General features: G+C 44.4%; 18 protein-coding genes. 9 read left to right on the top strand and 9 right to left on the bottom strand.

Annotated elements, in window-relative coordinates:
* Positions 1-62 precede the first annotated feature (62 nt).
* Positions 63-1391, bottom strand: coding sequence for a response regulator (locus tag QUB35_RS07430; RefSeq protein WP_333140789.1), 1329 nt, complete (start codon positions 1389-1391; stop codon positions 63-65).
* A gap of 5 nt (positions 1392-1396) precedes the next feature.
* Complete coding sequence (locus QUB35_RS07435; protein ID WP_333140791.1) at positions 1397-5878, bottom strand: PAS domain S-box protein; 4482 nt, start codon at positions 5876-5878, stop codon at positions 1397-1399.
* A 1090-nt stretch (positions 5879-6968) separates the two neighbouring features.
* Between QUB35_RS07435 and QUB35_RS07440 the strand changes: the two genes are divergently transcribed.
* From QUB35_RS07440 to QUB35_RS07450, 3 genes are read left to right on the top strand one after another with little or no spacing between them, the layout of a single operon-like run.
* Positions 6969-8480 carry a mechanosensitive ion channel domain-containing protein gene (locus tag QUB35_RS07440; RefSeq protein ID WP_333140793.1) on the top strand — a complete coding sequence of 504 codons (1512 nt, stop codon included), beginning with the start codon at positions 6969-6971 and terminating at the stop codon, positions 8478-8480.
* A gap of 10 nt (positions 8481-8490) precedes the next feature.
* Positions 8491-8643, top strand: coding sequence for a hypothetical protein (locus QUB35_RS07445; protein WP_333109680.1), 153 nt, complete (start codon positions 8491-8493; stop codon positions 8641-8643).
* A gap of 13 nt (positions 8644-8656) precedes the next feature.
* Positions 8657-9490, top strand: coding sequence for a flagellar assembly protein H (locus QUB35_RS07450; protein WP_333140796.1), 834 nt, complete (start codon positions 8657-8659; stop codon positions 9488-9490).
* An 88-nt stretch (positions 9491-9578) separates the two neighbouring features.
* On the opposite strand, the gene QUB35_RS07455 is transcribed toward QUB35_RS07450, so the two are convergent.
* Entirely contained in the window at positions 9579-10187 is a 609-nt protein-coding gene (locus tag QUB35_RS07455) for a TetR/AcrR family transcriptional regulator (protein WP_333140798.1), read from the bottom strand.
* Positions 10188-10302: 115 nt separating this feature from the next.
* On the opposite strand from QUB35_RS07455, the gene QUB35_RS07460 reads away from it, so the two are divergent.
* From QUB35_RS07460 to QUB35_RS07470, 3 genes are all read left to right on the top strand, one after another.
* Positions 10303-11730 (top strand): HlyD family efflux transporter periplasmic adaptor subunit, encoded by a 1428-nt coding sequence (locus tag QUB35_RS07460; RefSeq protein ID WP_333140800.1) that lies wholly within the window; start codon positions 10303-10305, stop codon positions 11728-11730.
* A gap of 166 nt (positions 11731-11896) precedes the next feature.
* Entirely contained in the window at positions 11897-13081 is a 1185-nt protein-coding gene (gene devC, locus QUB35_RS07465; RefSeq protein WP_333140802.1) for an ABC transporter permease DevC, read from the top strand.
* Between the two features lie 216 nt (positions 13082-13297).
* Positions 13298-14014 (top strand): DevA family ABC transporter ATP-binding protein, encoded by a 717-nt coding sequence (locus QUB35_RS07470; protein WP_333140804.1) that lies wholly within the window; start codon positions 13298-13300, stop codon positions 14012-14014.
* Positions 14015-14094: 80 nt separating this feature from the next.
* Here the strand turns inward: QUB35_RS07470 and QUB35_RS07475 are convergent, their stop codons facing one another.
* The 3 genes from QUB35_RS07475 to QUB35_RS07485 form a co-directional block, all read right to left on the bottom strand.
* Entirely contained in the window at positions 14095-15108 is a 1014-nt protein-coding gene (locus tag QUB35_RS07475) for a glycoside hydrolase family 104 protein (protein ID WP_333140807.1), read from the bottom strand.
* Positions 15068-15283, bottom strand: a complete 216-nt coding sequence (locus QUB35_RS07480; RefSeq protein WP_333140809.1) for a hypothetical protein — start codon at positions 15281-15283, stop codon at positions 15068-15070. The genes QUB35_RS07475 and QUB35_RS07480 overlap by 41 nt, the downstream gene beginning before the upstream one ends.
* A 229-nt stretch (positions 15284-15512) precedes the next feature.
* Positions 15513-16421 (bottom strand): YihY/virulence factor BrkB family protein, encoded by a 909-nt coding sequence (locus QUB35_RS07485; protein ID WP_333140811.1) that lies wholly within the window; start codon positions 16419-16421, stop codon positions 15513-15515.
* A 113-nt stretch (positions 16422-16534) separates the two neighbouring features.
* Between QUB35_RS07485 and QUB35_RS07490 the strand changes: the two genes are divergently transcribed.
* Together QUB35_RS07490 and QUB35_RS07495 are read left to right on the top strand one after the other, a co-directional pair.
* Complete coding sequence (locus QUB35_RS07490) at positions 16535-17620, top strand: hypothetical protein (RefSeq protein WP_333140813.1); 1086 nt, start codon at positions 16535-16537, stop codon at positions 17618-17620.
* 519 nt (positions 17621-18139) lie between these two features.
* Positions 18140-19033, top strand: coding sequence for a CNNM domain-containing protein (locus tag QUB35_RS07495; protein ID WP_333140815.1), 894 nt, complete (start codon positions 18140-18142; stop codon positions 19031-19033).
* 2 nt (positions 19034-19035) lie between these two features.
* Here QUB35_RS07495 and QUB35_RS07500 read toward each other — a convergent pair whose 3' ends face one another.
* Complete coding sequence (locus QUB35_RS07500) at positions 19036-19227, bottom strand: hypothetical protein (RefSeq protein WP_333140817.1); 192 nt, start codon at positions 19225-19227, stop codon at positions 19036-19038.
* Positions 19228-19323: 96 nt separating this feature from the next.
* Between QUB35_RS07500 and QUB35_RS07505 the strand changes: the two genes are divergently transcribed.
* Entirely contained in the window at positions 19324-19515 is a 192-nt protein-coding gene (locus QUB35_RS07505; RefSeq protein WP_333140819.1) for a hypothetical protein, read from the top strand.
* Positions 19516-19627: 112 nt separating this feature from the next.
* Here the strand turns inward: QUB35_RS07505 and QUB35_RS07510 are convergent, their stop codons facing one another.
* Positions 19628-20191 carry a DUF7638 domain-containing protein gene (locus QUB35_RS07510; RefSeq protein ID WP_333140821.1) on the bottom strand — a complete coding sequence of 188 codons (564 nt, stop codon included), beginning with the start codon at positions 20189-20191 and terminating at the stop codon, positions 19628-19630.
* A gap of 340 nt (positions 20192-20531) precedes the next feature.
* Positions 20532-26021: a glycosyltransferase gene (locus QUB35_RS07515; RefSeq protein ID WP_333140823.1), complete on the bottom strand. Its 5490-nt coding sequence runs from the start codon at positions 26019-26021 to the stop codon at positions 20532-20534.
* Between the last annotated feature and the right edge of the window lie 26 nt (positions 26022-26047).

Here is a 26047-nt window from a genome sequence, read left to right on the forward strand (position 1 = left end):
GGCGGGGGGGCACGCCCATCCCACAATAACAATTAAAATTGTAAGTTATTTAATTCGCGATCCTAAGCAGCTTTACAAGCTTGCTGCCGAATAGGAATTTCAATGACGAATTCTATTCCCTTTCCTAATCCAGGCTGGCAGTATAATCTGCCCCCATGCTTTTCAACGATAATTTGGTAACTGATAGATAACCCCAACCCAGTTCCTTTACCGATAGGTTTGGTGGTAAAAAAAGGGTCAAATATTTTCGGTTGTAAAGTTTCGCAAACTCCCCGACCGTTGTCACTAATATAAATAGCCACCCAATTCTCGTCAATTACTTTTGTAGCAATTTGAATGCGGTTCGGGTGTTGTTTGATTTCTGCAAAAGAACGCTGCTGATTAGATTCATCTAAAGCATCAATGGCATTGGAAATAATATTCATGAACACTTGATTTAATTGTCCGGCATGGCATTCTACTGGTGGAAGCTGACCGTACTTTTTTATTAGTTCAATCTCAGGATGTTCTGGTTTTGCTTTTAAACGATGATGCAGGATGGTGAGTGTACTATCAATTCCTTCATGAATATTTACAGCTTTCACCTCTGCCTCATCTAGGCGAGAAAAGATTCGCATAGACTTGACAATCTCCTGGATGCGCTGCGTTCCTAAGTTGATTGAGTTAAGAACTTTGATAAAATCTTCCTCCACAAATTCCAGTTCTATTTCATCCATTACGGCTTGAATCCGAGGGGTGGGATTTACATAATCTTCTTGATAGAGATGTATAATTTTTAGTAAGTTATGAGCGTACTCTTGGGCATAACCCAGATTGCCGGATATGAAGTTTATAGGGTTGTTTATTTCATGAGCAATCCCAGCCGCCATTTGCCCTAAGCCGGACATTTTTTCGCTTTGGATTAACTTAAGCTGCATTTGTTGTAAATCTTCATAGGCTTGGCTGACTTCTAAAACTTTTTGCTCCAATAAGATATTTTTTTCTTCTAATTTGTCAGCTAGAACATGAAGCTTTAAATGCAGCTTGACGCGAGCTAATACTTCCTCCTGTTGGAAGGGTTTGGTAATATAATCTACAGCCCCAAGCTTAAACCCCTCAACTTTATTAGCCGTATCCGAGAGAGCAGTCATAAATATAATGGGAATCTGTTTAGTTTCTGGATTAGCCTGTAATCGACGACAGGTTTCAAATCCATCAATTTCTGGCATCATGACATCTAGCAAGATTAGATCCGGTAGAGCATATTTGACTCGCTCTAGTGCCATTTTGCCAGATTTTGCAACCCGAACTTCAAATCCTTCTTGGCTTAAGGCATCAGATAAGACACCTAAGTTAGCTGAATTGTCATCAACTATAAGAATCGTACCATTTGCTTGAATTTCTGAATTCATAAACCTTACTTGTAGGACTCAATAAACGTTAAAAGCTCTTCGTCTTGAAAGTCCTTTGCCATTTGATGCAATCTTTTAGCAAAGGGAATGTATTTGGGATCTAGTTCTTCAAGTAATACCGCCTGCTTAACTATTTCTAGGAAATTTCCTTTCATAGCGAGCTCGTATAGCATTTCCATTTCTGTAGCAGGCGGGGCAATTAGCTCATCGGTGTCTGAGGATCTCGCCAGTGGCTCTTCATTAGCTTCATAAACCCATTGCAAATCAAGATACTGTTGTAAGTTTTGCAGGAGTTCAGTTGCCTGAATTGGTTTGGGAATAAAGGCGTTGCCTCCAGCTTCTAAACTTCTGTATTGATCGGTTTCAAATACGCTGGCAGAAGAGACAATAATCACGGTGTCTTTGAAATTTTCCGATTCTCGAACCCGCTTAATCACCTCGAAGCCATCGAGTTCGGGCATTAATAGGTCGGTAACAATTAAATCTGGCTGCACCTCTAGAATTTTTTCCCAGCCTTCCAGCCCATCGTTCGCTTCAAACACCTCAAAGCCGATCGGACTGAGCAAATTGTTAATTACCGAACGGTTAGCCCATTTGTCATCAATAACCACAATCTTAGGTTGGCGGTCTTTGATGCCGATAATCTGCCCGTGATGGTCGATTTGAGACGTTTTCACCCATTCATCGGCTTGAGGCAGACTAACATCAAACCAGAAAATACTGCCCACATTCATCTCACTTTGAACCTGAATGGTACTGCCCATTAGTTCTACAATCCTTTGGCTAATTGCCAATCCCAGCCCGGTGCCCTCCGTCTGCCGTCTGCGATCTCCAACCTGCTCGAAGGGCTGAAAGATAGCTTGGAGTTGCTCTTGGGCAATGCCGGTACCTGTATCGCGTACTTCAAAGCGAATTTTTCCTTCTGTGGCAAAACTGACTATAAAAGTGACACTGCCCTCATCCGTAAATTTAATAGCGTTGCTTAAAAGATTAATTAACACTTGTCGCAAGCGTTTTTCATCCGCATGAATGCCGATCGGCAGTTCGGGGCTGGATGGAAAATGAAAGTGAATTCCCTTAATTTCAGCTCGGATGCGACACATTTCTGCTACACCTTGCAGGAACGCCGGGAAATGAAAATCTGTGGGCATTAGTTCCACTTTCTGTGCTTCAATCTTCGACAAATCGAGAATATCATTGATTAACGTCAGTAAATGCGAACCGCACTGATAAATGACATCAATGCGCGATCGCTCTTCTTCATTCAAGACTTTGGAACGCTGAAGAATCTGCGCGTATCCCATGATGCCATTAAGCGGAGTCCGCAATTCGTGGCTCATGTTGGCAAGAAATTCACTTTTTGCGCGACTTGCGGCTTCTGCAGCTTCCCTGGCTTTTGCCTGTACGATTTCTGTTTGTTTGCGATCCTGGATATCGATGCAAGTGCCAACCCACTCCCGGATGCTGCCATCTTCATCGAGAAGTGGCACCCCTCTAGCTTGGAAATAACGATAGTTTCCATCCGTTCCGCGCATTCGATATTCCATCTCAAACAGGCTTCTCGTTTGCACTGCTTCCATCCACACCTGAACAGTTCGTTCCCGATCGTCCGGGTGGATTGTATCTAACCAGCCAAAACCAACCACCTCAGCTTCCGTTTGTCCGGTGTAAGCTCTCATACTCGGTGAATCCTGGCATCTTCCTTCAGGATCGGTTGTCCAGACAATTTGGGAGATGGCAAGGGTTAGCGAACGATAGCGTTCTTCGCTTTGTTTTATAGCATCTTCCGCTTGTTTGCGATCGTGGATATCGCTGCAAGTGCCAACCCACTCCCGGATGTTGCCATCTTCATCGAGAATTGGTACTCCCCTACCTTGAAAATAACGATAGTTTCCATCCGCTCCCCGGATTCGATATTCTATGTCGTACAGGGTTCTCGTTGTCACTGCTTCCATCCACACCTGAAGCGTTCGTTCGCGATCGTCCGGGTGAATTGCATCTAACCAGCCAAAACCATCAGCCATCTGGGCTTCGGTTTGTCCGGTGTAAGCTCTCCAACTCGGTTGATCCACGGATCTTCCTTCAGCATCCGCTGTCCAGACAAGTTGGGAGGTAGCAGCGATTAGCGAACGATAGCGTTCTTCGCTTTGCTTGATAGCATCTTCCGCTTGTTTGCGATCGCTAATGTCATTATTAATTTCGAGTTGGGCACAAGGCTTTCCTTCCCCATCGCGCTGTAATGTCCAGCGACTTGCCACAATAATATCCCGACCATCGCGGGTGGTGTGCTGCAGTTCTCCTTCCCAAGTTCCCTGCTGAAAAAACTCTGCCGTTACGATTTCTAACGGTTTAGGAAAGGCTGTTTTCAAGAATGTGTGAATGTACTCCCCGACTACTTCGGCTTTTGTCCAACCATAGAGCTTTTCTGCACCTTGGTTCCAGTATATGATGCGATCATCCATATCCCTAATAATGATACCATCGCTGGCTAAGTCCAGTATTTCTAGGGTTTGACGGAGTGTTTGCTCGACTTTTTTGCGATCGCTAATATCTCGTGATATCGCGATAATGCCGAGGATATTGCCCTTAGCATCCCGCCAAGGAGTCTTGGTAGTGAAAAAGGTCCCGGTGGTCTCACCCTGAGAGACCTCTTCCTCGTAAGTCTCAGCGATTCCTGTTGCCATCACTTGGCGATCTTTTGCCATAATTGCACGGACACTCTCACTCTCATGCGGTAGGAATTCCCAATCATCTTTGCCGATGATTTCCTCAATTGGCTTGCCCATGAAGTTTGCCACATTGGAGTTAACGGCAACATAACGCCCTTCCCGATCTTTAACGACAATGAAGTCTGGTGTACTTTCCAAAATAGACTTTAGCAGTGCATTACGATCGCGCAATTCTGCTTCCATTTGTTTGCGATCGTTAATGTTTCGTGCTATGGCAATCAGGCCGAGAATATTTCCCTGAGCGTCCCGCCAAGCGGCTTTTGTGGTTAAAAAAGAAGTATTCTCTTTTCCATTGAAAACCTCTTCTTCGTAGGTTTCAGTAATGGCTGCTTCCATAATCTGGCGGTCTTTTGCCATTATTGCAACGGCGGCCTCCGGGGGAAGGAGTTCCGAATCATCTTTACCGATAATTTCCTCAATGGATCTACCGTAAAAGGATTTTGCCACCTCGGAATTAAGGGCAACATATCGGCCTTCCCGGTCTTTAACAACAATTATGTCTGGCGTACTTTCCAAAATAGAGCTCAGCAAGACATTGCGATCGCGCAGCGCAGCTTGCTGTTCGCGCAGAGCTTCTTCAGCTTGTTGGCGATCGGTAATATCTGTATTAGCCCCAATCCATTCCCGAATTGAACCATCCGCATTCAGAATTGGGACACCACGACAACTCATGTAGCGATATTCCCCGTCATAGCGGCGCATACGAAATTCAACTTCATAGAACGATCGATTAGCAACAGCAGTTGACCAGGCAGTGGCAATAGACGAGCGATCGTCTGGATGGATAGCGTTGAGCCCACCCCCTACCTTGTAATCATCAAATGTCTGTCCTGTAAATGCACATAAAGTAGGTTGCTCGCCGGCCAATTCGCCCTCAGCATTAGCGATCCAAATAATTTGAGCGGTAGCTTCGATCAAAGAACGAAATCGTTCTTCACTTTGTTTCAGGACATCTTCTGCGTTTTTGCGATCGCGAATATCCCGCACAATAGTGGAAATAAACTCGACTTCGCCCGCTTCCGTTTTGTGAACGATCAAAACCTGGGAGACTGGAATTTCTTCCCCATCCCGTGACAAAAATAGGATTTCACCAGCCCACCTACCCTCTCGCAAGGCGGTGGGAATTATTTCGTTGTGGAACTTTGCTTTTGCCGAGGGAGCTAATACAGAATCTATAGTAAAGGGCGATCGTGCTTCCTCTGGGGACATCCCCAGCATTTCCTGTCCGGCTTTGTTGAGATAGACACTATGCCCAGTCACATCCACAACTCCTACTAAGTCGGAAGTTGCTTCCAAAATTGCCGTCAGTCGTGCCTGCTTTTGTTCTGCCCGCTTGCGAGCGCTAATTTCAATTACAATCCCACCAATACCAAAAACCAGGCCATTTTCGTCCCGCAAAGGATAGTAAGATGTTTCCCAGTAGCGGATGATGCCTGGTTCTTTCGCCGTTTCACCCACTACTTCACACTCAAGTATCGGCTGGCCCGTATCCAGAATGCCTTGCAGCATCGGTTCCAGAGTCGGAGCCAATTCTGGCAGCATTTCAGGCAGCGACCGACCAATATAGTCTGCCACACAAATGCCATCGATCTCTGCCAGAACTTCGTTTATTTGGACATACCGGAGTTGGCGGTCAAAAATCACCATTCCGGCGTTGGCACCTGCAAAAAAAGCCTCGAAGTGAGCCTGCCGCAATGCCTGTGCTGTTGCGCTCTCTTGCTGTGGCGGTTGGGTTTTCTGTGGTGGGAATTTGCTCATGTTCGATCGTGCATTTCAGCTTTTATTCTAGAACTTCTGTCCAATTGTGCGATCGCAAGGTTTTCGTTGCCTCCAATTTGGGTAATGAAGAAAACGTTCAGTAGCGCGACTATTAGGCTTTCAATCTGCGATATATGTATCCCTTGCGACACTATTTCCCTTAATTCTTCGGATGTATCGCCAAGTATTTCTATTTCTCATTCTCATCAATTCTATTGCTAATCAATCCTATTGGTAGAACATTGGTGACAACTTAAGCTAGGGAAGCATTGGTCAATCAGCAATTATGCTCAGCATTTACTCAGATTTTGGCTGTAGAACTTAGATTTGGGCGATCGAGCAATCATGGCGATCGGCATATTTATCCCCACCCACCCCCAAATCGCCAATTTTCTACTCCTAAACAAGCAGTATTTTCAGTAAAATTACGGATTGACAAATGCACTTAAGTTATAGTTTGTCCCCCATGTCGGTAGAATGCCAAGTATTCTTGGAACGTTATCAATTTTAGCTAGATCCGTTAAATTTTCAATTAGATATACACAATACGGACGCAACTGGCAGAGTAATAGCAATATCTCTCCTAGGAGTTAAAGTCATTGTAATACTTGGATATTTGACTTGTCCACTTAAATAGTCATTGAATAATCCCTGCTTAAGTTGATAACGGGACTTCAAAAAAAAATTAGTGGAGAGTATCATAAAATCGCCTTGAGTTAATGTTGAATAAATTTACTATAGCAATCCTTGCAGGAGTCGTATTTTTTTACCCCACCCCAACCCTCCCCCCGGGTTCGGGGAGGGAGTAAGAAGTTCACAAATGATGCGATGATTGCTATAGAGCAATCACTTTAATAATAGATGAGTCGGATCTCGTCTCGCGCAAAAATGGCACAATAACCGCAGGTCTGGGAAGACAACGTATCCGAAAAATTGGAAATAGGGAGAACTGCGTAGTATGAGGAACCACATATCTATGTAAAAACTTCAGTTTTTTTACCAAAATAGGCTAACATTTGTGATAAAGACTTCAGTATTTTATTTTTAACTTGGGTACTGAGGACTTTATTCTTTACTACCCACTTAAAAAATGACAACATCAAAAACCTTAGAACCGGAATTCAAATTTAATACAATCCCAGAAGAAGTATTGACACAGATATCGCAAATATTTACAGCCACCCTATTTAAAATAGGTGAGAATCCTGTATCGCTGCAGTCACTGGTGGAACTGATTGTATTGTTTCTGGCTATCCTTGTCATAGCACGAGCTTTTACGAACTTTCTTAAGGAAAGCTTGCTTGTTAGACTGGGAATTGACGAGGGAAATAGGGAAGCAATCGCCGTAATTATTGGGTATTTAATAGTAGCTTTGGGGGTAATAGTCGCCATCCAAAGCATCGGCTTCAACCTCGCTTCTTTTGCAGTAGTGGCCGGGGGATTGGGAGTCGGAATTGGCTTCGGAATCCAAGATTTAACAACTAATTTTGTCAGTGGCTTAACGCTGCTTTTAGACAGACCTGTGAAAGTCGGAGACTTTGTGGAATTAGAAGGATTAATGGGAATCGTCAAAAAAATCTCGATTCGATCGACCATCATCCAAACCACTGAGGACTCTAGCGTCATAGTTCCCAACAGCAAAATGATTAGCAACAAAATTGTTAACTGGAGTTACGAAAACTCCCTACTCTGTCTGCGAGTTCCCGTAGAAGTAGCCGAGAATAGTAACCCGCTGTTAGTGACAGAAACTCTGTTAAATATTGCTTACGCAGAAGCTGGAGTCTTGTACGAACCGAACCCGAAAGTATTGTTTGTCGAGTTTGGTGATGATAGTTTTAAATTTGAACTTTTAGTGTGGACGGACAGGCCGACTGAAAGAGAATTAATTAAAAGTTCTTTGAATTTTGCAATTGAATACAATTTCCGCCAGCAAAAAATCGAATTTCCGTTCAATGACAGAGAAATTTATTTGCAAAACCCCGAAGTTCTGTTGTCAATGTTAAACAAAAAAGAAACTGCAATTGACCTCCCGAACAGTTACACGGAAAATGAGCAAAAACCGCCAATTTTTGCAGAGAAACTGAAAAAGCCATCGTCGCTTAGCTGTTTGCTACGAGAGGTGGAATACTTTGAAAATCTGACCGATCTTGAATTGCGGCAATTGATTGAAGTTGGATATCGCAAACGGCTGCGATCGCAAGAATATTTGTTTCACGAAAACGACCCCGGAGATGCTTTTTACATGATTCTTTCAGGTTCCGTAGAAGTTTTTGTAGAAGCTATTGACAAACATCTGAATAACCTCGGTTCTGGTCAGTTTTTAGGGGAACTTTCTTTGATGTTGGGAATCCCCAGAACAGCTTCGGTGAGAGCTTTGGAAGACACTATTTTGTTTGCCATCAATAAAGAAGGTTTCCAGAAAGTTTTAACTGAACGACCGGATTTATCTGAACAGATTATTAAAGAAATAGTCAAACACAAAGAAGAACTCAGCGAGAGACAGCAATTATTGCGAGAACTGGAATTAGTAGAGGCAGCAGAAGAGGAGGAAAATCCTGTAGAATGGGTGAGAAAACGGCTAAAAAATCTATTTAGTGTTTGAAATAATTCCTATGACGCGATTTATTCACGATCTCTTTGCAAAAGAATACCTGGAGGAATTGCTGTCGCCGCTCGGAACGGTTAATATCGGCCGCGATGTGAGTTCCGAAGTTCGAGAAATCGATGTTTACTTCACTTTCTTCAATCTAAAATCTAAAATCTAAAATCTAAAATCGATTGATGCCCACAGCATCGAAAGCATTGGTAGATAGCTTTAATGCGATACCAGACACAGAGAATTGGATGCAGGGAATTTATTTCTTGGGGGAATCTTTGCGAACTGCAATTGTGGCGATTCACCAGTTGCCAGAAACTCCAGACACCCTGTGGTTGAGGATTTTGGGCAAAGGGGGAGTGCAGCAAAGGGCTATTTCCCAATTAAGCGCTTTAGCAACAGACGATCCGTTGCGGATTATCGCGCTAGAATTGCTGTATCGGTTACAGTCAAATTTGGTAACCGATGCGCCACAAGAATTACAGCCAGAAGAGCGGGAGTTAATTATGGCCATTGCACCACTTTTTCAACAACAAATACAAGCAGCACAGCAACAAGCTAGAGAAGAAGGACTAGAACAGGGACTAGAACAAGGGCTAGAACGAGGGCTAGAACGGGGACTAGAACGAGGACTAGAACAAGGACTAGAACGAGGCAGACAAGAACAACAGCGCTTAATCTTAGAAAACTTTCTGCGAGTTCGATTTGGAGAATTAAGCCCAAAAATGACGGCTTTTCTATCTCCAATATCAAAGTTGGCGGCAGCGGAATTTACAGTGCTGTTGTTGGCAATATCGATGCTGACAGTCGATGAAACAGGGCGGGAATCAGCGGTTAAATTGTTGGCTGAAAGTGCGTTGCAAATACGATCGCCTGAATTGGGCGATATTCTGCCTACAGTCGTTACTAATTTATTGGCCTTGCCTGTGGCAGAATTGACATTGTTGGTAGAACAACTGCTGCCACAGTTATCGGCTGAGGAATTGAGGGACAGGTTAGGGAAAACACCTGACTAAAACCTGCGATCGCAGCCATAAAGGCATCTCGCTCTTTATGGCATTTAAATCATTCTCAAATAAAATTCCTAGATTCTGTCGATCGCACTTAGGAATTGGACTGCGGGGATAAAATCAAATGCAGCAGAGCGTCGATCAGTCGATCGCGCTCCATTGGGATAATATCTTTGCCGTGCATCATATGCTGCGTTAACTGGAAATATACCAGCGAGCCAATAAAAATCCGCGCCGTTGCCTCCGCATCGGATAATTTTAACTCTGGATGCGATGCCAAATATTCAGTGAGCCGCTCGATCCCCGGTTTACCTAAGTTTCTCACAAAAGTCTGCGCTAGCTGGGGAAAACGCCCCGACTCCGCAATCACTAACCTCACAAAATTGAGATATTCTGGTTCCTGGGTCACCTGATCCAATATAGTTGTGGCAACGAATCGCAGCGCTACGGCGGGTTCTTCATCCAGAACCGTAAAATGGACTTTTTTTCGCGCCAGCCGCTGTACCAAGGCCGCGAATAATCCTTCTTTATCGGCAAAATAGCTGTAAACCGTGGCTTTGGAAACTCCCCCCGTCTTCGCTACCTTGTCCATACTCGTCCCCGCGTAGCCGTGGGTTAAAAATTCTTGCATCGCGCCTTGCAGGATTTGCTCGGTTTTGTCACTGGCTGCTGCGTCTGCTTCGATCGGTTTTGTCCTTGCCATACCTTGCTTCTGTAATTTTTATTTGGGAGCTTGACATTATTATACTGAACGGTTTAGTATGAATATGCATCGTAACTAAACCGTTTAGTTTTATTTTCTCACAAAGAGGTATGTCATGGTACACCAACCAACAGCAGACGGCTTATCCTCAAATCCATCCCTAGTTAAACAACTCCTAGTTGTGGCCGCAGTAGCAACCCTGGGGGCAGGGGGAACCACAGGCTACACGATCTGGCGATCGCGCATACCCGATCCCAACGCAGTAGCCGCAGCAGCAGCCGTCACAGCATCCCAATTAACAACAGTTACAGCCTTGGGGCGACTCGAACCCAGAGGAGAAGTAATTAAAGTCTCCGCCTCCGGTGCAGCGGAAGGAAACCGGATCGATCGACTCTTAGTCAAAGAAGGAGACAGGGTGAAAACAGGTCAGGCGATCGCAATTTTGGATAGTCGCGATCGCCTCTCGGCCGCCCTCGACCAAGCTCAAGAACAAGTGCGCGTCGCCGAAGCAAACCTAGCAAAAGTCAAAGCAGGAGCCAAAAACGGCGAAATTCAAGCCCAGAAAGCCACCATTGCCCGCATACAAGCCGATCGCAGCAACGAAATCACAGCGCAACAGGCGATCGTTGCCCGCCTAGAAATCGATCGCAGCACCGAAATTGCAGCGCAACAAGCCACAATTGCCCGCATCAGGGCCGAACAGCAAGGAGAAATTCAAACCCAACAAGCCACAATTGCCCGTCTACAAGCCGAACTCCGCAACGCCATAAGCGAAGATCGGCGCTACTCCCAACTGTATGAACAGGGAGCAATTTCCGCCTCAACTAGCGACAGCAAAAGCCTCGCCGCCGAAACAGCCCAACAGCAAATCAACGAAGGAAAGGCAAAACTGAATCAAATTCAGGAATCCCGCCAACAACAAATTAACGAAGCCCAAGCCAAACTGAATCAAATTCAGCAATCTCGCCAACAGCAAATTAACGAAGCCCAAGCCAAACTCAGCCAAGTTGAGCAATCTCGACAACAGCAAATCGACGAAGCCAAAGCAAATCTCGATCGCATCGCCGAAGTGCGTCCCGTTGACATAGCAGCAGCCGCCGCCGAAGTCAGTTTGGCCGCAACAGCCGCCAAACAAGCCAAAGCCAATCTGGATCTAGCTTACATCCGTGCTCCCAGAGACGCCCAAGTCCTGAAAATTCACACCCATCCGGGGGAAAAAGTGGGCAACGACGGCATTGTCGAACTCGGACAAACTCGCGAGATGCTGGCTGTTGCGGAAATCTACGAAAGCGATGTGGACAAAGTACGCCTCGGACAAACCGCCAAAATTACTAGCGATGCTTTGACCGGCGAATTGCGGGGAACTGTCGAACATATTGGTTTGCAAGTGCAGCGGCAAAACATTGTTAACACCGATCCTTCTGCGAATATTGATAGTCGAATTGTGGAAGTAAAAGTGCGCTTAGATGAAGCTTCCAGCCAGAAAGTAGCGGGATTCACCAATTTGCAAGTCAAAGTGGCGATCGGGGAAATTAAAGATTAAGTAAAAAATGTTACTTTCTCCCCGGTAAAAAACTCTCTACTTCTTCCTCTCTCTTCCTTCGTGTCCTTCGCGTCTTCGCGGTTCAATAATCACATATTCTTTCAGTACGAAGAGAGTAAACCATCAGCCCTATCTCTTCAATCCCAAATCCCAAATCTAAAATCCTATGCTTGGACTCATAAAACCATTACAACAGTTAAGACGCAGAACTTCCCTCGGATGGCTGCAACTGAGTCACGACAAAGGGCGAATGCTGGTTGCAGTAGCAGGAATTGCCTTTGCTGACGTTTTGATGTTCATGCAGTTGGGCTTTCAAAATGCGCTTTACACCAGCAATACGCGGCTGCACCAAAGCTTGGAAACAGACTTAGTTTTGATTCACCCCCAAGCGCGAAATTTGATTAATTTGTCTTCCTTCCCCAGACGTAGATTGTATCAAGCAATGAACGTACCGGGCGTGAAATCAGCAGAGCCGCTTTACGTGAAAATTGCTAACTGGAAAAATCCCGAAACTCGGCGCGAAACGTCGCTGATGGTGGTCGGTTTCAATCCGAATCACCCCGCGTTTGCGCTTCCAGAAGTTAACCAAAATTTGAGCGCGATTAAATTGCCGGATACCGTGTTGTTCGATCGAGCTTCTAGGGGAGATTACCAAAAAACGATCGCACAAATCGATCGAGGAAAAGCCGTTAAAGCTGAGGTCGAGCGACGCAGGATTAACGTCAGCGGTTTATTCACAGTTGGAGCATCTTTTGCCGCCGACGGTATTTTGATGACTAGCGATCAAAATTACCTGCGCCTGTTTGCGAGACAAAACGCCGCGAGTGTTAATGCCGGATTAATTCAACTGCAACCGGGTGCGGACCCCGTGGAAGTTCAACAAGTTTTGAAAGCATATTTGCCGCCGGATGTCAAGGTACTAACCAAACAAGAATTTATCGATTTTGAGAAAAACTATTGGGCTAAGAATACTGCGATCGGCTTTGTGTTTAATTTAGGCGTCGCGATGGGTTTTGTCGTTGGGGTGATTATTGTTTATCAAGTTCTCTCAACCGATGTCAGCGACCACATGGGAGAATACGCTACTTTCAAAGCGATGGGCTACCGCAATGTTTATTTACTGGGCATCGTTTTTGAAGAAGCTCTAATTCTTTCCGTCCTCGGTTTTTTGCCGGGAGTAGGAGTTTCTTTCGGACTTTACTCTTTAACTCGCAAAGCTACAAATTTACCTTTGTACATGACGCTGGTTCGAGCAGTTGCAGTATTAATTTTGAACGTAATTATGTGTACTATTTCGGGAGCAATTGCCACTCGCAAACTGCAAGCAGCAGACCCGGCAGATATGTTTTAAGGGAAAATGAATCAATAAGACTCGGCGGTTGAAACCGCTACTACACAAACGAAGTCCGCCTGCGCGGACTAAAGAATCAAGGGGGTATTAAAGCCATATTTGGTATAAAGTCCTGACAACATACATAGTTTTTGTAATCATTCTCTTGTTTTCTATCTGCATTATCGGCGACAAAAGCCATTAATTTAAAAATCTCAAACCTCAAACCAATAAGTTATGAATTCTACTACTCTCGACCCAACAACCAACGCCTTACAGATATCTGCACCTATAATTTCCGCGCACCAACTCGACCACTACTTCGGTCAAGGTCAACTGCGAAAACAGGTACTTTTTAACATTAATCTCGAAATTAAAGCAGGTGAAATCGTGCTGATGACGGGGCCTTCCGGTTCTGGAAAAACTACGCTTTTAACTTTGATTGGCGGATTGAGATCCGGTCAATCGGGAAGTCTCAAAATTATCGGTCAAGAAATGTGCAAAGCGAGTGCAGACGAATTGGTAAAGGCGCGGCGCAAAATTGGCTATATTTTTCAGGCGCACAACTTGCACCGGAGTTTGACGGCGCTGCAAAACGTGCAGATGGGTTTGGAAGTTCACGGGAATTTGTCGCGTTCTCAAATGCGCGATCGCTCTGCAAAAATGCTAGAGTTAGTAGGACTGGAACAGCGGCTTAACTATTATCCAGATGACTTATCAGGGGGACAAAAACAAAGAGTTGCGATCGCCCGCGCTTTGGTCAGTCAACCGCAAATTGTTTTAGCTGACGAACCAACAGCCGCGCTGGACAGCAAATCCGGTCGCGAAGTGGTGAATTTGATGCAGCAACTGGCTAAAGAGCAGGGTTGTACTATTTTGTTAGTAACCCACGATAACCGAATTTTGGATATTGCCGATCGCATCGTTCACATGGAAGATGGAAAATTAGCATAAATAGTTATTAGTTAGTTGTTATTTGTTGGTTGTTATTTGTTGGTTCTAATAACAAATAACAAATAACCCATAACAATGAACTAATTGCTAACAACTAATCCTTGCCGATAAATCCCCAAGTTTTGCAGGTACATTGCTTCGAGTTTGGGCATCGACGATTCCACGGAACCGCCATAACGCCGAAAAGAAGGCCAGATGTAAGCGAGTTTTCTGACTGCTGACTCCAATCGACCCGCTTCTATATCTTCTAATGCACCTTTTTCTCGGATTAACTCTATAGCCATCAAATCTTGATTTTCTGGGCTGAAATCGCGGACGCCAAATTTTTTGGCAAATCTGTCCCAAGTTGTGCTGAGAAACTGATATCGCCCCGCTGCGTCGGAACAGAGTTTTTTGCCATAGCGGCGGCCGCACCTCATTTCTCTGGGATGATCTTGAAAGCTGACAAATTTTGTACCGGTGTACTGGGTGCGGTAGCCGTCGGGGCTAGCGGTTCCTTCGGCGGCTGCTATGGTGTCGAGAAAGGCTTTGACTCGAAGTTCGGGCGCGATGCTATCGAGTCTGCTATCCTGTATGGGCTCTGGTGAATTCAGGGTTGCAGTTTCGGGCGATCGATCGCGATCGATGTTATCCTCTCCTTTGTCTGGTGAATTGAGGGCCGCAACTTGCGGCAGGCGTTTCGGGGTGGGCGAGCTTTCTGCCGAGACCGATTGCCCCCACAGTCGCGGCGTCATTCGACCTAAGAAAAAGCACAAACAGATTAAGAAACCCCAAGAGAGTTGAAAACGAAGGCGTTTGGAGCGATTCCCGCGCAGAACCGGCCACCGGTGAAGGGGGAGTGTTGCGGGCAAAATTTTCGTTTGCTGGCCGAAGGCGAACAGCGATTTCAGCGCTACCAAGGTTTGCTGGTAGAAACGCGGTGGAAGTTTCCGAGCTCTCATCGCTGCGGCGAAAGTCTCCACATCTGTCAAAGTAACTTGTGCCAGTGGTTTTGCGACAAACACTCGAAAATGGTTGGCCGCCTGCCAGCTAAAGCGCCGGTTGCGGGGGGATTTACCGTTTACCCACAGGCGAATTAGCTCCATGTCTGACATAGGGAGCAGGTGGCTTCCCAGATGTTTTGATGCGTACAAAAGTACCTCCTGATATGAGTTCAGGTTGAAATATCCCTGTTTGTGGACTTGAGATTGGTTTCACCGTTGAAATTCGGGACTGGCAAGGAAACAAATCTTTTTCGGGGCGATCGCAAACTTCAAATTTTTCGGTCATCACCGAAGGGCAGCGACAGGGATCAAGATAAACTGGTTTCAACCATATCCAGTGATACTACTAAGTGTTCGCCCGGTCAAGTTCATGGGCAGATTTGGCGATGGGTTGAGTCTAAAATTTAGTGATTCCACAGGCCTCGCCGTCCCAACTGACATAGGTTTCAAGGTGCTGGCATCCGGCTGACTCAAAAGTGAGCGATCGCATTTTTTTGTATCTAATATTAAGAATTCTACCGGTGTTTGGGCCCGGAGGATTCCTCAGCTTGAATGCCGATCAAATTTTTGCGTTTTGCCAGCATCAGGGAACCGTAGCGGTTAGCCCAAACTTGAGTAAACTCAGCACCTAAGAAGAGAATCTGAGCTGAATAATTGATCCAAAGTAAGATAATCACGAACGATCCCGCAGCACCGTAGGTAGAGGCAATACCGCTACCTCCGAGGTAAACTCCAATTATGGATTTGCCGATCGTAAACAGCACTGAGGTGATGGCGGCGCCGATCCAAACATCATTCCAGGCAAGATGGACATCGGGCAAAAGTTTGTAAATTAAGGCAAAAAGCAGCGTAACTACGCCAAAGGAGAGAGCAAAATCCACAATCTGCCAAATGCCGACTGGTAATTGCAGCAAGCCGTTCAACCAATAGCTGACGGCGGCTAAAATGGCGCTAATGACTAAAGATACTAGCAGTAGAAAGCCTATGCCTAAAATCATTGCAAAAGACAATATGCGGTCTTGCAGGAATCCCCAGATGCCTCGTCCGGGGGGCGGTGAAACATTCCAAATAGTATTGAGGGCTTCTTTGAGATTAGTAAATACGTTGGAAGCCCCCCACAAAAGTGTAGCGATACCTACTAAAGTCGCAATCATTCCCGACTTTGGTTCGGAGGCTTTGAGGATGAGTTCTTGGACGGTTTCGGCGCCTTCTTTGCCGATTAAACTTTGGAGTTGGGTGACGATTTGACCTTGGGCTGCGTCTGCACCAAAGACTAAACCGGCGATCGCAATTACGATAATTAGCAGCGGGGCGAGGGAGAAGACTGTGTAATAGGCTAGGGCGGCGGCTAGGGTTGGCGCTTTATCTTCTTGCCATTCAGTAAAAGTTTGTTTTAGCAGTGATATGACTGTTTTTAAGTTCACGGTCTTTGCTTTCCTTATACTTAGCGTTTACCAGGGATTTTAAGAGGTTAGGAGTTTTTTAGCGTCGGCCACAAGATAGATTTATCGATTACCAAATTCGGAAAATTACTTTTATGTCAGATTCCCACACAACTGTTAACAGCACCGATGTAAAATTGTCTAAAAAAGCAATTTCTTGGGCTAAATTAAGCGCATTAGTAGCGGTAGTTAATTTCTTGCTGGTGCTTTTCCATTTCAGTTACCTTCAGTTGCGCCCTGTTTATCAGAGCTTTTTTCCGGGTTTAGTTAAAATTTATGACCCGATTAAAGGCATTGATTCGAGTTTGCCAAATCCCGAATATTTGAAAAGCGCTGACCAGTTTTGGCGAATTGATACGTTTTTTATCGGTTTTTTTGGGGCGGAATTTTTGATTAAAAGTCTGTTCCACACCCGCCGTAAACCGGGGGTAACTTGGTTTGATTTTCTGCTGAGGCGCTGGTACGAGGTGTTTCTGGTGATGCCGATTTGGCAGGGGTGCCGCATTCTGCCGGTATTGGTGCGGCTGCACAAGTCGGGTTTGGTGAATCTCGATCGCGTAGTTGCTCAAATTACCTACGAACCGGTGGCTTATTTAGCCCATACGATGTCGGAATACATGATGGTGCGGTTTATCAATCAAGCTAAAACTTCGATAAAACAGGGCGACGCGGCGCAGATGTTGCTGGCGCAGCAGCCGTACCTTCACGTCAATCAGGAAAATACGATCGAACAAATTACCAAGCGGATTTTGGATCTGACAATTTACAAAGTTTTGCCGCAGGTGCAACCGGATTTGGAAGAATTGCTGCACCACAATTTGGAAACAACCATCAAACAGTCGGATTTTTATCAAATCCTGCAAACTTTCTCTCCGATTAATATTTTGCCGACTGAGATGACGGAACAGCTAGCAAATTATTTGGCTCAAACTGCTGTGGATGTGGTATCTACTACTTATGAAGACGATAAAGGTAGAAAAATTCTGGATAATTTCAGCCAAGAATTTAATCAAAGTTTGCGGCGGGAATTGCAAGATGAGAAAACTCTTGGGGAATTGCAGTCGCTGCTGTCGGATTTGTTAGAAGAAGTGAAGTTGAATTACATTCAAGGCGGGTTGAAGTCCGATCCGGTGCAGACTTTTACGGAAATTAACTCGCTCCGGGGAGTAAGGGAGAGTTGATACAGCAATCAGTTCCGGTGTTGTGAATTAGATTTTTTTTTACTCACATCTTGCACCATTGTCAACAACAGGCTTTCCGGCCTGTTCCACAAGAAAATTCATCTCTTGTGGAACAGGCCGGAAAGCCTGTTCCTAAACAAGTAATTGAGGATGGTACAATATCTCAGTTAAAACTGATATCTTGCACCATTGTCAAGAACGGGCTCTCCGGCCCGTTCCACAAAGAATGAGTCTTCTTGTGGAACAGGCCGAAAAGCCTGTTCCTAAAAAAGTAATTGAGAATGGTGCAATATCTCAGTTAAAACGAACCGCTTCGAGGTGCGTTAGCGAAGCGGCGCGTAAGCGCTAGGGCGCGAAGGAAGAGAAGAGAAAGAGTTTACAAGTTCTACGGGTAAGGTGCAGCCGCACCTACGAATACGGGTAGTGCGGAGATCCACAATGTCTGGCGATCGATCTATCTCAATCCCCAGCTAAAATAAAATAATTAACTTAAAACATCTATCATATTAGATATCTATCTTGAACAACCTTACTTGCCTGGAAATAGAAGTCGCTCAAACAACGCTGAGATTAGCAATGTTGGCGGGCTTAACACTTTTAATCGCCTTTTTTGTGGCGTCAGAACTAGCATTAGTATCAGCAGATCGCCATCAAATCCGCCAACTTGCCCAGTTGGACGATCGCCCAACCGCTAAAACTGCCGAACTCGTCCACCAAGCTCAAAACAACATACCGCATTACCTGTCTGTGACTCAAACTGGCACAACAGCAGGGAGTTTGCTGTTGGGTTGGTTGGGTGAGGGCGCGACTGTACACTGGATCGAACCGTGGATCGACAAATTGCCGATCGGTCATTTTTCGGCCGTGCTGACTGCTCATTCGATCGCAGTTCCCGCAGCTTTTATCCTAGTAACTTACGTAGAAATAGTATTAGGAGAACTAATCCCGAAAGTATTAGCAACCCACGCCCCAGAACGCACCGCTTTGCTGTTGATGCCGGCCCTCGAACTCTGCTCAAAATTACTGTGGCCGCTGCTAGCAATTCTCAACGGTACCGTCCGGCTGCTGACTGGTTGGATTACCAGTAAAGAGTCTCAACCGCTGCTGTTACCTTCCGAAGCAACTCTCGTTCAAAAAGATGCTCATTCGGCACTAATTTCTGGCGTATGGGAAGTGACAGCAGTTAACGAAAAACTCGGGTTAAACCTGCCGACTAACCAAGCTTACCAAACAATCGCCGGATTCGCGATCCACAATTTAGGTAAAATGCCCAATCAAGGCGATCGGCTATTGTGGGGCGAGTTGGAAATAGAAGCAGCAAATGTAGTAGAAGGCAGTTTAGAAACCGTGCTGCTGCGTCAGGTAACTCGCCCCTTATTTGAGACTCAGCAGCCAGAACTTGTGTTAAATTGATCCTAAATCAGGCTTAAATACTTCCTCGATCTATGTATGTGAGGTGGGAGCATCTCATATTTGTAAAAATACTTCTTCTGGCTCCTTCCTTCTTCTGGCTCTTTCCTTCTTCCTCTTTCCTTCTTCCTCTTTCCTTCTGCCTCCTGCCTCCTGCCTCCTGCCTCAAAACTCCAATTTCTAGCGGAGGGCTGCAAAGGTGAGATGCTCCCTGTGAGGTTGTAATTAGTCGCTCAGTGCGACAATGTACCAAAAATCTGCAAATTGCATAAAGCACAGTTTATGAGGTGGATATGCTGAAAACACTTTGGGCTACTGTTCGACAAGGGAAAATTGAACTGCTGGAGTTATCAGAGTTACCCGAAGGGGCAAAAGTATTAGTAACACTCTTACCTGATGATGAAGCTGAGTTTTGGCTTCAAGCGAGTCAAACATCACTAGATAGAGTTTTGGACAATACTGAGGATTCAGATAGTAGTAAATGAGCTGTCAAATACATGAGTATGTCATTGCGAGTGAAACGAAGCAATCGCAAGGTTTATTATAGCTTTACTTCTTGTGATATACCAAAGTTTATTTACACATACCTACCTTCGCTTAATTTAACCGTTCCAAGATCCATTCATAGTGCCTCTTAAAGCTTTCTAGAACTTTCTGGGAAACTTCTGTATCTTCGATACACATTCTGATAGCAGAATCTTTACAATCCATATCACCAAGCACATAAATTCTCAGATGTTTGGGAATAGCATTGTAAGCTTCTCGCAAGCTACTTTTATTTTCTTTTGTTGGGAATGTTAGGAATTTAGCAAAGGCTTGAACACAAGTATCTGCAACTGTTTGCTTTCCCTGAAGCCGGTTTATCGTATCTTCTACTTCTTTTACAAAATCATCAATCTCTATATAAAACTCTAAAGTCGAATTTCCGTAGTAGAGATGGTGACAGCTTATCCTCGCACCCTTGGGAACTTGGGTAACAACCCATCCCTCGGCAACTTTGGTTTTGAATTCCTCAAAGTTAACCCATTCCCAACAATCGATCATACCGTCTTCAAAAACTCGGATGATGGTTTGGTAGTAGTCGCCGTTGTGTATAAAGGCCGACAACCCTTTACCCCGAATTATTTCTCCATTTTCACCGTTTCTATATAATTGAAGCATTTCTTTTGCCCTTAACAATCAAGCGTATTCCAGTAGGGAAACGGCACTGCCGTCTCCTCTTACGGACACGGCGCCGTGCCCAAGGGGTGTCAACTTAAGGTAAAACCCATAGTCCGGCAAGGGTTGAAACCCCTGCCTCAAAGCGAAAGTCCTCTCAAAGAGGACTAATGAGTTAAGAATTCTTCTTCTCAGTCCTCTTTCAGAGGACTTTCGCTATTAGACAGGGAATTCATTCCCTGGCGGACTGCCGGGTGAGCGGGAGAACTGGCGGACTAAAAGCTTAAGTTGACATTAATGGGCAGTGCCGTTTCCCTACAGATATCGCCTACTCCGCCTTCGTTTACCCCACAGCCACCTTAACGGCACCCCCAACCAACTGCTCGTAATCCGCCAACAACCACTCCGGCAAACAAGTATTCGCATCCTGAACCCGTAACAGTCCAGGGCGACAAAACAGCATCGCCGCCAACAAATTATTCACCGCATTAGGCGTTCCAAACCCTTTACTCAACTCAACAACCAACGAGTTAAAAAACTCGCGATCGCTCTCATTCAATGGCTCCTTAATAAACCCGCTGCCCAGCATTGCTTTGTAACCCTTACCAAAATCGCTCCGGTACAAAACTTCTACTTGTTCGCCGGAAACGCTCAGCCACAAATCGGCAATTTGCTTGCGAATATGCCGCAAATCTGCTATTACCAATTCAGCCGTCGGGTCGATTTCATAGAGATTGACCGCAGCAGTTAATTGATTGAGAAACTGCGGCATATAATCTTGTTTGACAACTGTTGGTTCTGTTGTCGCGAATGCGCTTTCAAACACCTTTTCGTAATCTTCAAGCAACCACTGCGGCAAGCGGGTGCGAGCATCGGGAACCAGCATTTTTCCGGGTACAAAATACAGCATTGCCCCCAGCAGAGCATTGATAGCTTGAGGCTGCACCAACCCTTTGCTAATTTCAGTCAATCTCTGCAAAAACTGCTGTTCGGCTTCAGTCATTGATTCTGCTTGCAAGCCGCAGCTAAGTATTGCTTGATATCCCTTGCGAACCTCTCCTCGGTAAAAACTTTCGAGTTTTTCTGAAGGAACAGTCAGCCAAAAATCAGCCATTTGTTTTCTGATTTGGCGGAGTTCCAAAACAACCGATTCGTCTGACGGATCGATGCGGTAAAGATTGACGCATCCTAACAGTTGATTCGCAAATTGTGGCGATTGAATGTATTGAGCTAGCAAGTCAGAAGTAGACTCAGACTTGGCGGCGGCTTCCGTCTCAAAAACTTGTTCGTAATCCCCAATTAACCAGTGCGGCAAGCGGTTGCGAGCGTCGGGAATTCGCATGGTTCCCGGCGGGAAATACAGCATCGCGGCAAGCAAGGCGTTGACAGCTTTGGGATGCACTAATCCTTTGCTAATCTGGGTTAATTGCTGCAAAAACCTTTGTTCGCTTTCGATCATCGCTTGACGTTGGAAGCCGCTCTTGAGCAGGATTTGATAGCTCTTACCTGAAGCGCTTTTGTAGGCTGCTTCGAGGTTTTCGGCGGGAACGTTCAGCCAAAAATCAGCGATTTGTTTGCGGATTTGACGCAGTTCGGATATTGCTGAGATGTTTGAGGAGTTTCTTTGGTAAAGGTTGACGGTGTTCGAGAGAATTTCGTCGAAATCTGGCTGCTTGGGAATGCTATCCTGTAAGTGGCGCGATGCTTCCAGGTGGCTGCTTTGCCATTGGCCAAAGAGTTCTTGGAATAATTTGCCGATCGCCCCAGAGTATGCCACACTGTCAAAACAAGCCGGATTAGCTTGCATTTTCTGCTGAATTTCCTGGCGATAGCGCTGCCGAAGTTCAGGATTAGTGCCGAGGGTAACTGCTAGTTGAATGTAAGATGCTTCGCTATTGGCAATTAAATCAGGCATAGAGAGCGATCGTACCACCGCAGCCCCCATTCTCGATCGCAAAGTATCACCATCCCTAACCACAGTTGGAAGTCCCACCTCTAACGGATCTACAAGCGAAGTAGTCCCCGCATAGGGATAGGAATCTAAATAAACATCTCCCAACTTCAAAACTTCTTTAACATCCGCACGGTTAGGAAAACTCTTCAACACGCGCAAACGATTACTCTCAATGCCATACTTAGCAAAAACGGCTTTCATATTATTCACAAAAGCCCCCCCAGGATAATGATTAGTCCAGCTAGGGCCGAAGGGCATTAAAAACAGCACAGAATTAGGAACAGCCGCCATAATCTTTGCCCATGTTTCCCTTAACTCCGGCACTAGCTTATACAAGTTCGCACTCGAAATAAAGACCACCGATTCCTCGGAAATGCCGATACTATTTCTGGTGAAATTAATGTTAGGAGTGTAAGGTTCGAGGGTATAGCTAAAACAGCAGCCAGGCCCGTCAATAGTTGCTAATTGCTCGCGATAATGCTCCTGTCCTTCAAGTGCAGGTTCCATCAACTTACCAGCAATGTAATAGTCAATGTGTCGCATTCCTGTGGTAATGGGAGAATTAAAACACGTAGTTTGTACCCGCGCTAAGCGATGCAATGCTAGTAAACTAATCGGATGAGTAACCGCAGTAATATTGGTAGCAATCAGCAGAATATCTAAGTCATCAGCGCGGATTGTCTGAACTTGACTTGGCAAGTCATTAGATAGTTTAACCAGCCTGTCAGCGCGACTCTGACAATACTGTTCTAGTTTATTCCCGTCGAGATTGAGAGCGTACAAAATAATTTCAAATTGCTCTCGATTCAGATATTCAAAAGCTGGCAAAGTAGCGAAAGTTTCCGTCATCGCCCCGAAATGTTTAGTCAGGACACCAAGGCGAATTTTCGGCCTATTCGCAGGTCTAGCCGGAAAAATGCAATCAATCGCAGCGCCACGATTTTTCATGGCATATTCAATAATATCTGCGCGCTTTGTGTATATATCCTTGAGATTTTCACTATTGAAGTACAGAGGAATAAAGTTAGCGCTTTGAGTGAAAAACCAGGCGATGTCCTGCCAGACTTGTGAGTTTGGGTTCTTGAAGATATTGCTATGCAAATAACTGACCCATCCCTGCACATACCGACAATAATTGTCAGCCTCTCCTATTTCTTGAAAGAGAGTAGGCGCAGCAAACATAAATTTGAGGTAGTCGTTGACAAACCAGTTAGGTATAACTGCATTTTCATAGTTCAGCATTAACTGATCTGCACGACGATAGAGGGCGGCTGCTAGTAGGTAGTTAATATCTTTGGGATTTTTAACTCCCTGGGAGAGATGCGATGCTAGTCGATCGATAAATGTTTTTTCTGTGTCCGTAAATGGGTCATCTTTAATGGCACTATTGAGTAGCATTTGATGTGTCTTGCCTAGTTCGCTGGCATAAGCATTTTCTAGTTGCTCAATAGGTAAACTCAGCCAAGTTTCAGCAAGTTGTTTGCGAGATTTATGTAGTTCATTAAGAGGCTGTGTTGTTAATCCAGGATGTTGTTTGCCTAACGCTGTATACTTATTAAACGCTTCCTCTCTTAAGTTTTGAGGATAGCGATCGTCTACATGAATTTTGTGATAAAATTTATACCAATCTGATAAAATAGTCTGTCTAGTTTCAGAATTTTTCCGAGTTTGTTGACTAGGATGAATCCGAAAATGAGAAAGAGTCTCATAGACAAACCCAATTTTATATTGGCTCATAATTCGGAGCCACATTTCAACATCCACAAGCTGACATAAATCAGCATCAAAAACTCCTACTCGATCGAAGACGTTCTTCTTAATTAATATCGTAGTTGGTTCTCCTATTTTGTTAATAGGATCGCTCAATAACTGAGGTTTTTCTAGCAGTTCTTGTCCTGATTGAATCGCTTTCAAATTCAACCAAGCTTTGTAGGTGTCTTTGGCATTTTGATAATCTGGCATATAAGCAGAATTAGCTTCAGCACCCCCAGACATCAAAATATTACGAGGTGAGAAAACTAAGCCGATTTGTTCGTCTTGTTCCGCTAAATTCACCATTTTTTCTATACAGTCCGGTTCTAGTAGATCATCTTGGAACAAAAATTTAATATATTTCCCTTTAGCTTGGGATATACAGAAGTTCCAATTTTGGACTAATCCATATTGATGATGATTTAAGATCGTAATTTTAGCTGGATACTTTTGTTGAAATATTTTTGCTATTTCTACTGTTTTGTCAGTTGAGTTATCATCGGAAACAATTATTTCTATGTGAGAATAAGTTTGGGCAATTGCACTTGCTAGCGCTGCTTCTAGAAATTGTTCACCATTGTAAGTAGGAATACAAACACTGACTAAAGGCATTTGTCTCGCTAGCTGTTTGTTAGTTTTAACAGCCTCTTGAGGAGTTTGTGGCTTTTCTTTGCTGAAAATGAAATCTTCTAAGAGTTTAGTACACACTTCATCAGAGAGAAGTGGGGGTGTTTGTACACCTAATGTTGGCATTAATTCTGTCTGAATAAAGGTTTTAAGCTGCTGATGCCAGCCATATCTTGCTACTGTATTTAGAAGTGAGCGAGATGCTTTGACATAATGTGGAAAAATAAAACTGCGAACATGAGTGAGATAAAAATTAAAGTCTACTTGTATTTTTTGATGAAATTTTAGACGAGCTTCGGCAAATCCTCGTGTCAGCGCCAGGTAAACACATTCAATCAGTCTTTCTGGAGGCAAATCAGTCATTTCTAAAACTTGTTCTGATGACAGTCCCCAGTATTCTAAGTCATGTGCGATCGAGGCATATACTGATGTTGATGCCAGTAATAACTGAATCATGGGCAGTGGTTTTGCCCAATCTGTCAATGCTGTTTGTGTCACTCCACTCGAACAACCGATAAAAAGAGAACAATATTTTGTTAATTCTGCATTTTCTCGTAGACTTAAGGTGCTACCATCAACAATTCGCGCATCTACTACCGGAACTTTAGATTTAGATGAAAGAATAATACTACAATCTGGCACAAGAGACAGCAATCCCTGGGCAAAGGACAAAGCAAAATCAAGTGTAACAAATGATTGATTACTGCTGGATGCACACTCAAACAAAATTATATTACGGCGGTTCTGTAGGTTGTGTTGTTCGGCAAATATTCGCACTTTTTCTACTTCCGTTTGGCGTAGTCTCAAGATATTTTGTAAAGGAACTGTAATTGGTTTAGGATAGCCTCGCAATAGAGAAACTTTCGTTGTCCCATCATAATTTTGAGTATTTCCTGGGTAAATTTGTGTGAAAAATAATTCATCAAATTCACCCTGCTTAACCCGCTTTTGTAATTCCTGTTCAAACTGATACCAAGCAGCAAATATTTGATTCCAATTTTCGGCTGGAAATTCCCAAATTTCATCCACGAAGGGATTTTCTTCGATTATGCTACGACAAAGAGATGAAATTGCCCAAGTTAGATGACATCCTGGATAGTCATGCTTGATTTGTCGAGCTACAACAGTAGCATGAAGACAATCACCATTTAAACCTAGTTGTCCCAACAAAATTCGTTTGCCAGAATTATTTTTCGGAAAATCAGGAGTAAAAAAACCAGACCAAGAACGTTCTGTTTGCAAACGCGGTATCTCAGTTTCGAGAAATTTCGCGCTTCCCTCCATAACCACAACTTGGTCAAGGCAAGGATTATTTTGCAACATAATCTCACTTTCGGAAGTAATGAACCATGTAATTATGCAGTTTGGTTCGCTATTTTTTAGATTTTGCGCTGTTTCCAGATAGGACAATATTTCCTGTGGTCCAAAAACCGCAAAACCGTAATGTTTGTGCATCGGTGTATAGGGATAAGAAGCGGGCTGAGATAATGGTTTCATCATGGAAATACCTAAAGGTGGATTATGAT

This window comes from Microcoleus sp. B13-B6 (assembly GCF_036705405.1).
GTDB lineage: Bacteria > Cyanobacteriota > Cyanobacteriia > Cyanobacteriales > Microcoleaceae > Microcoleus.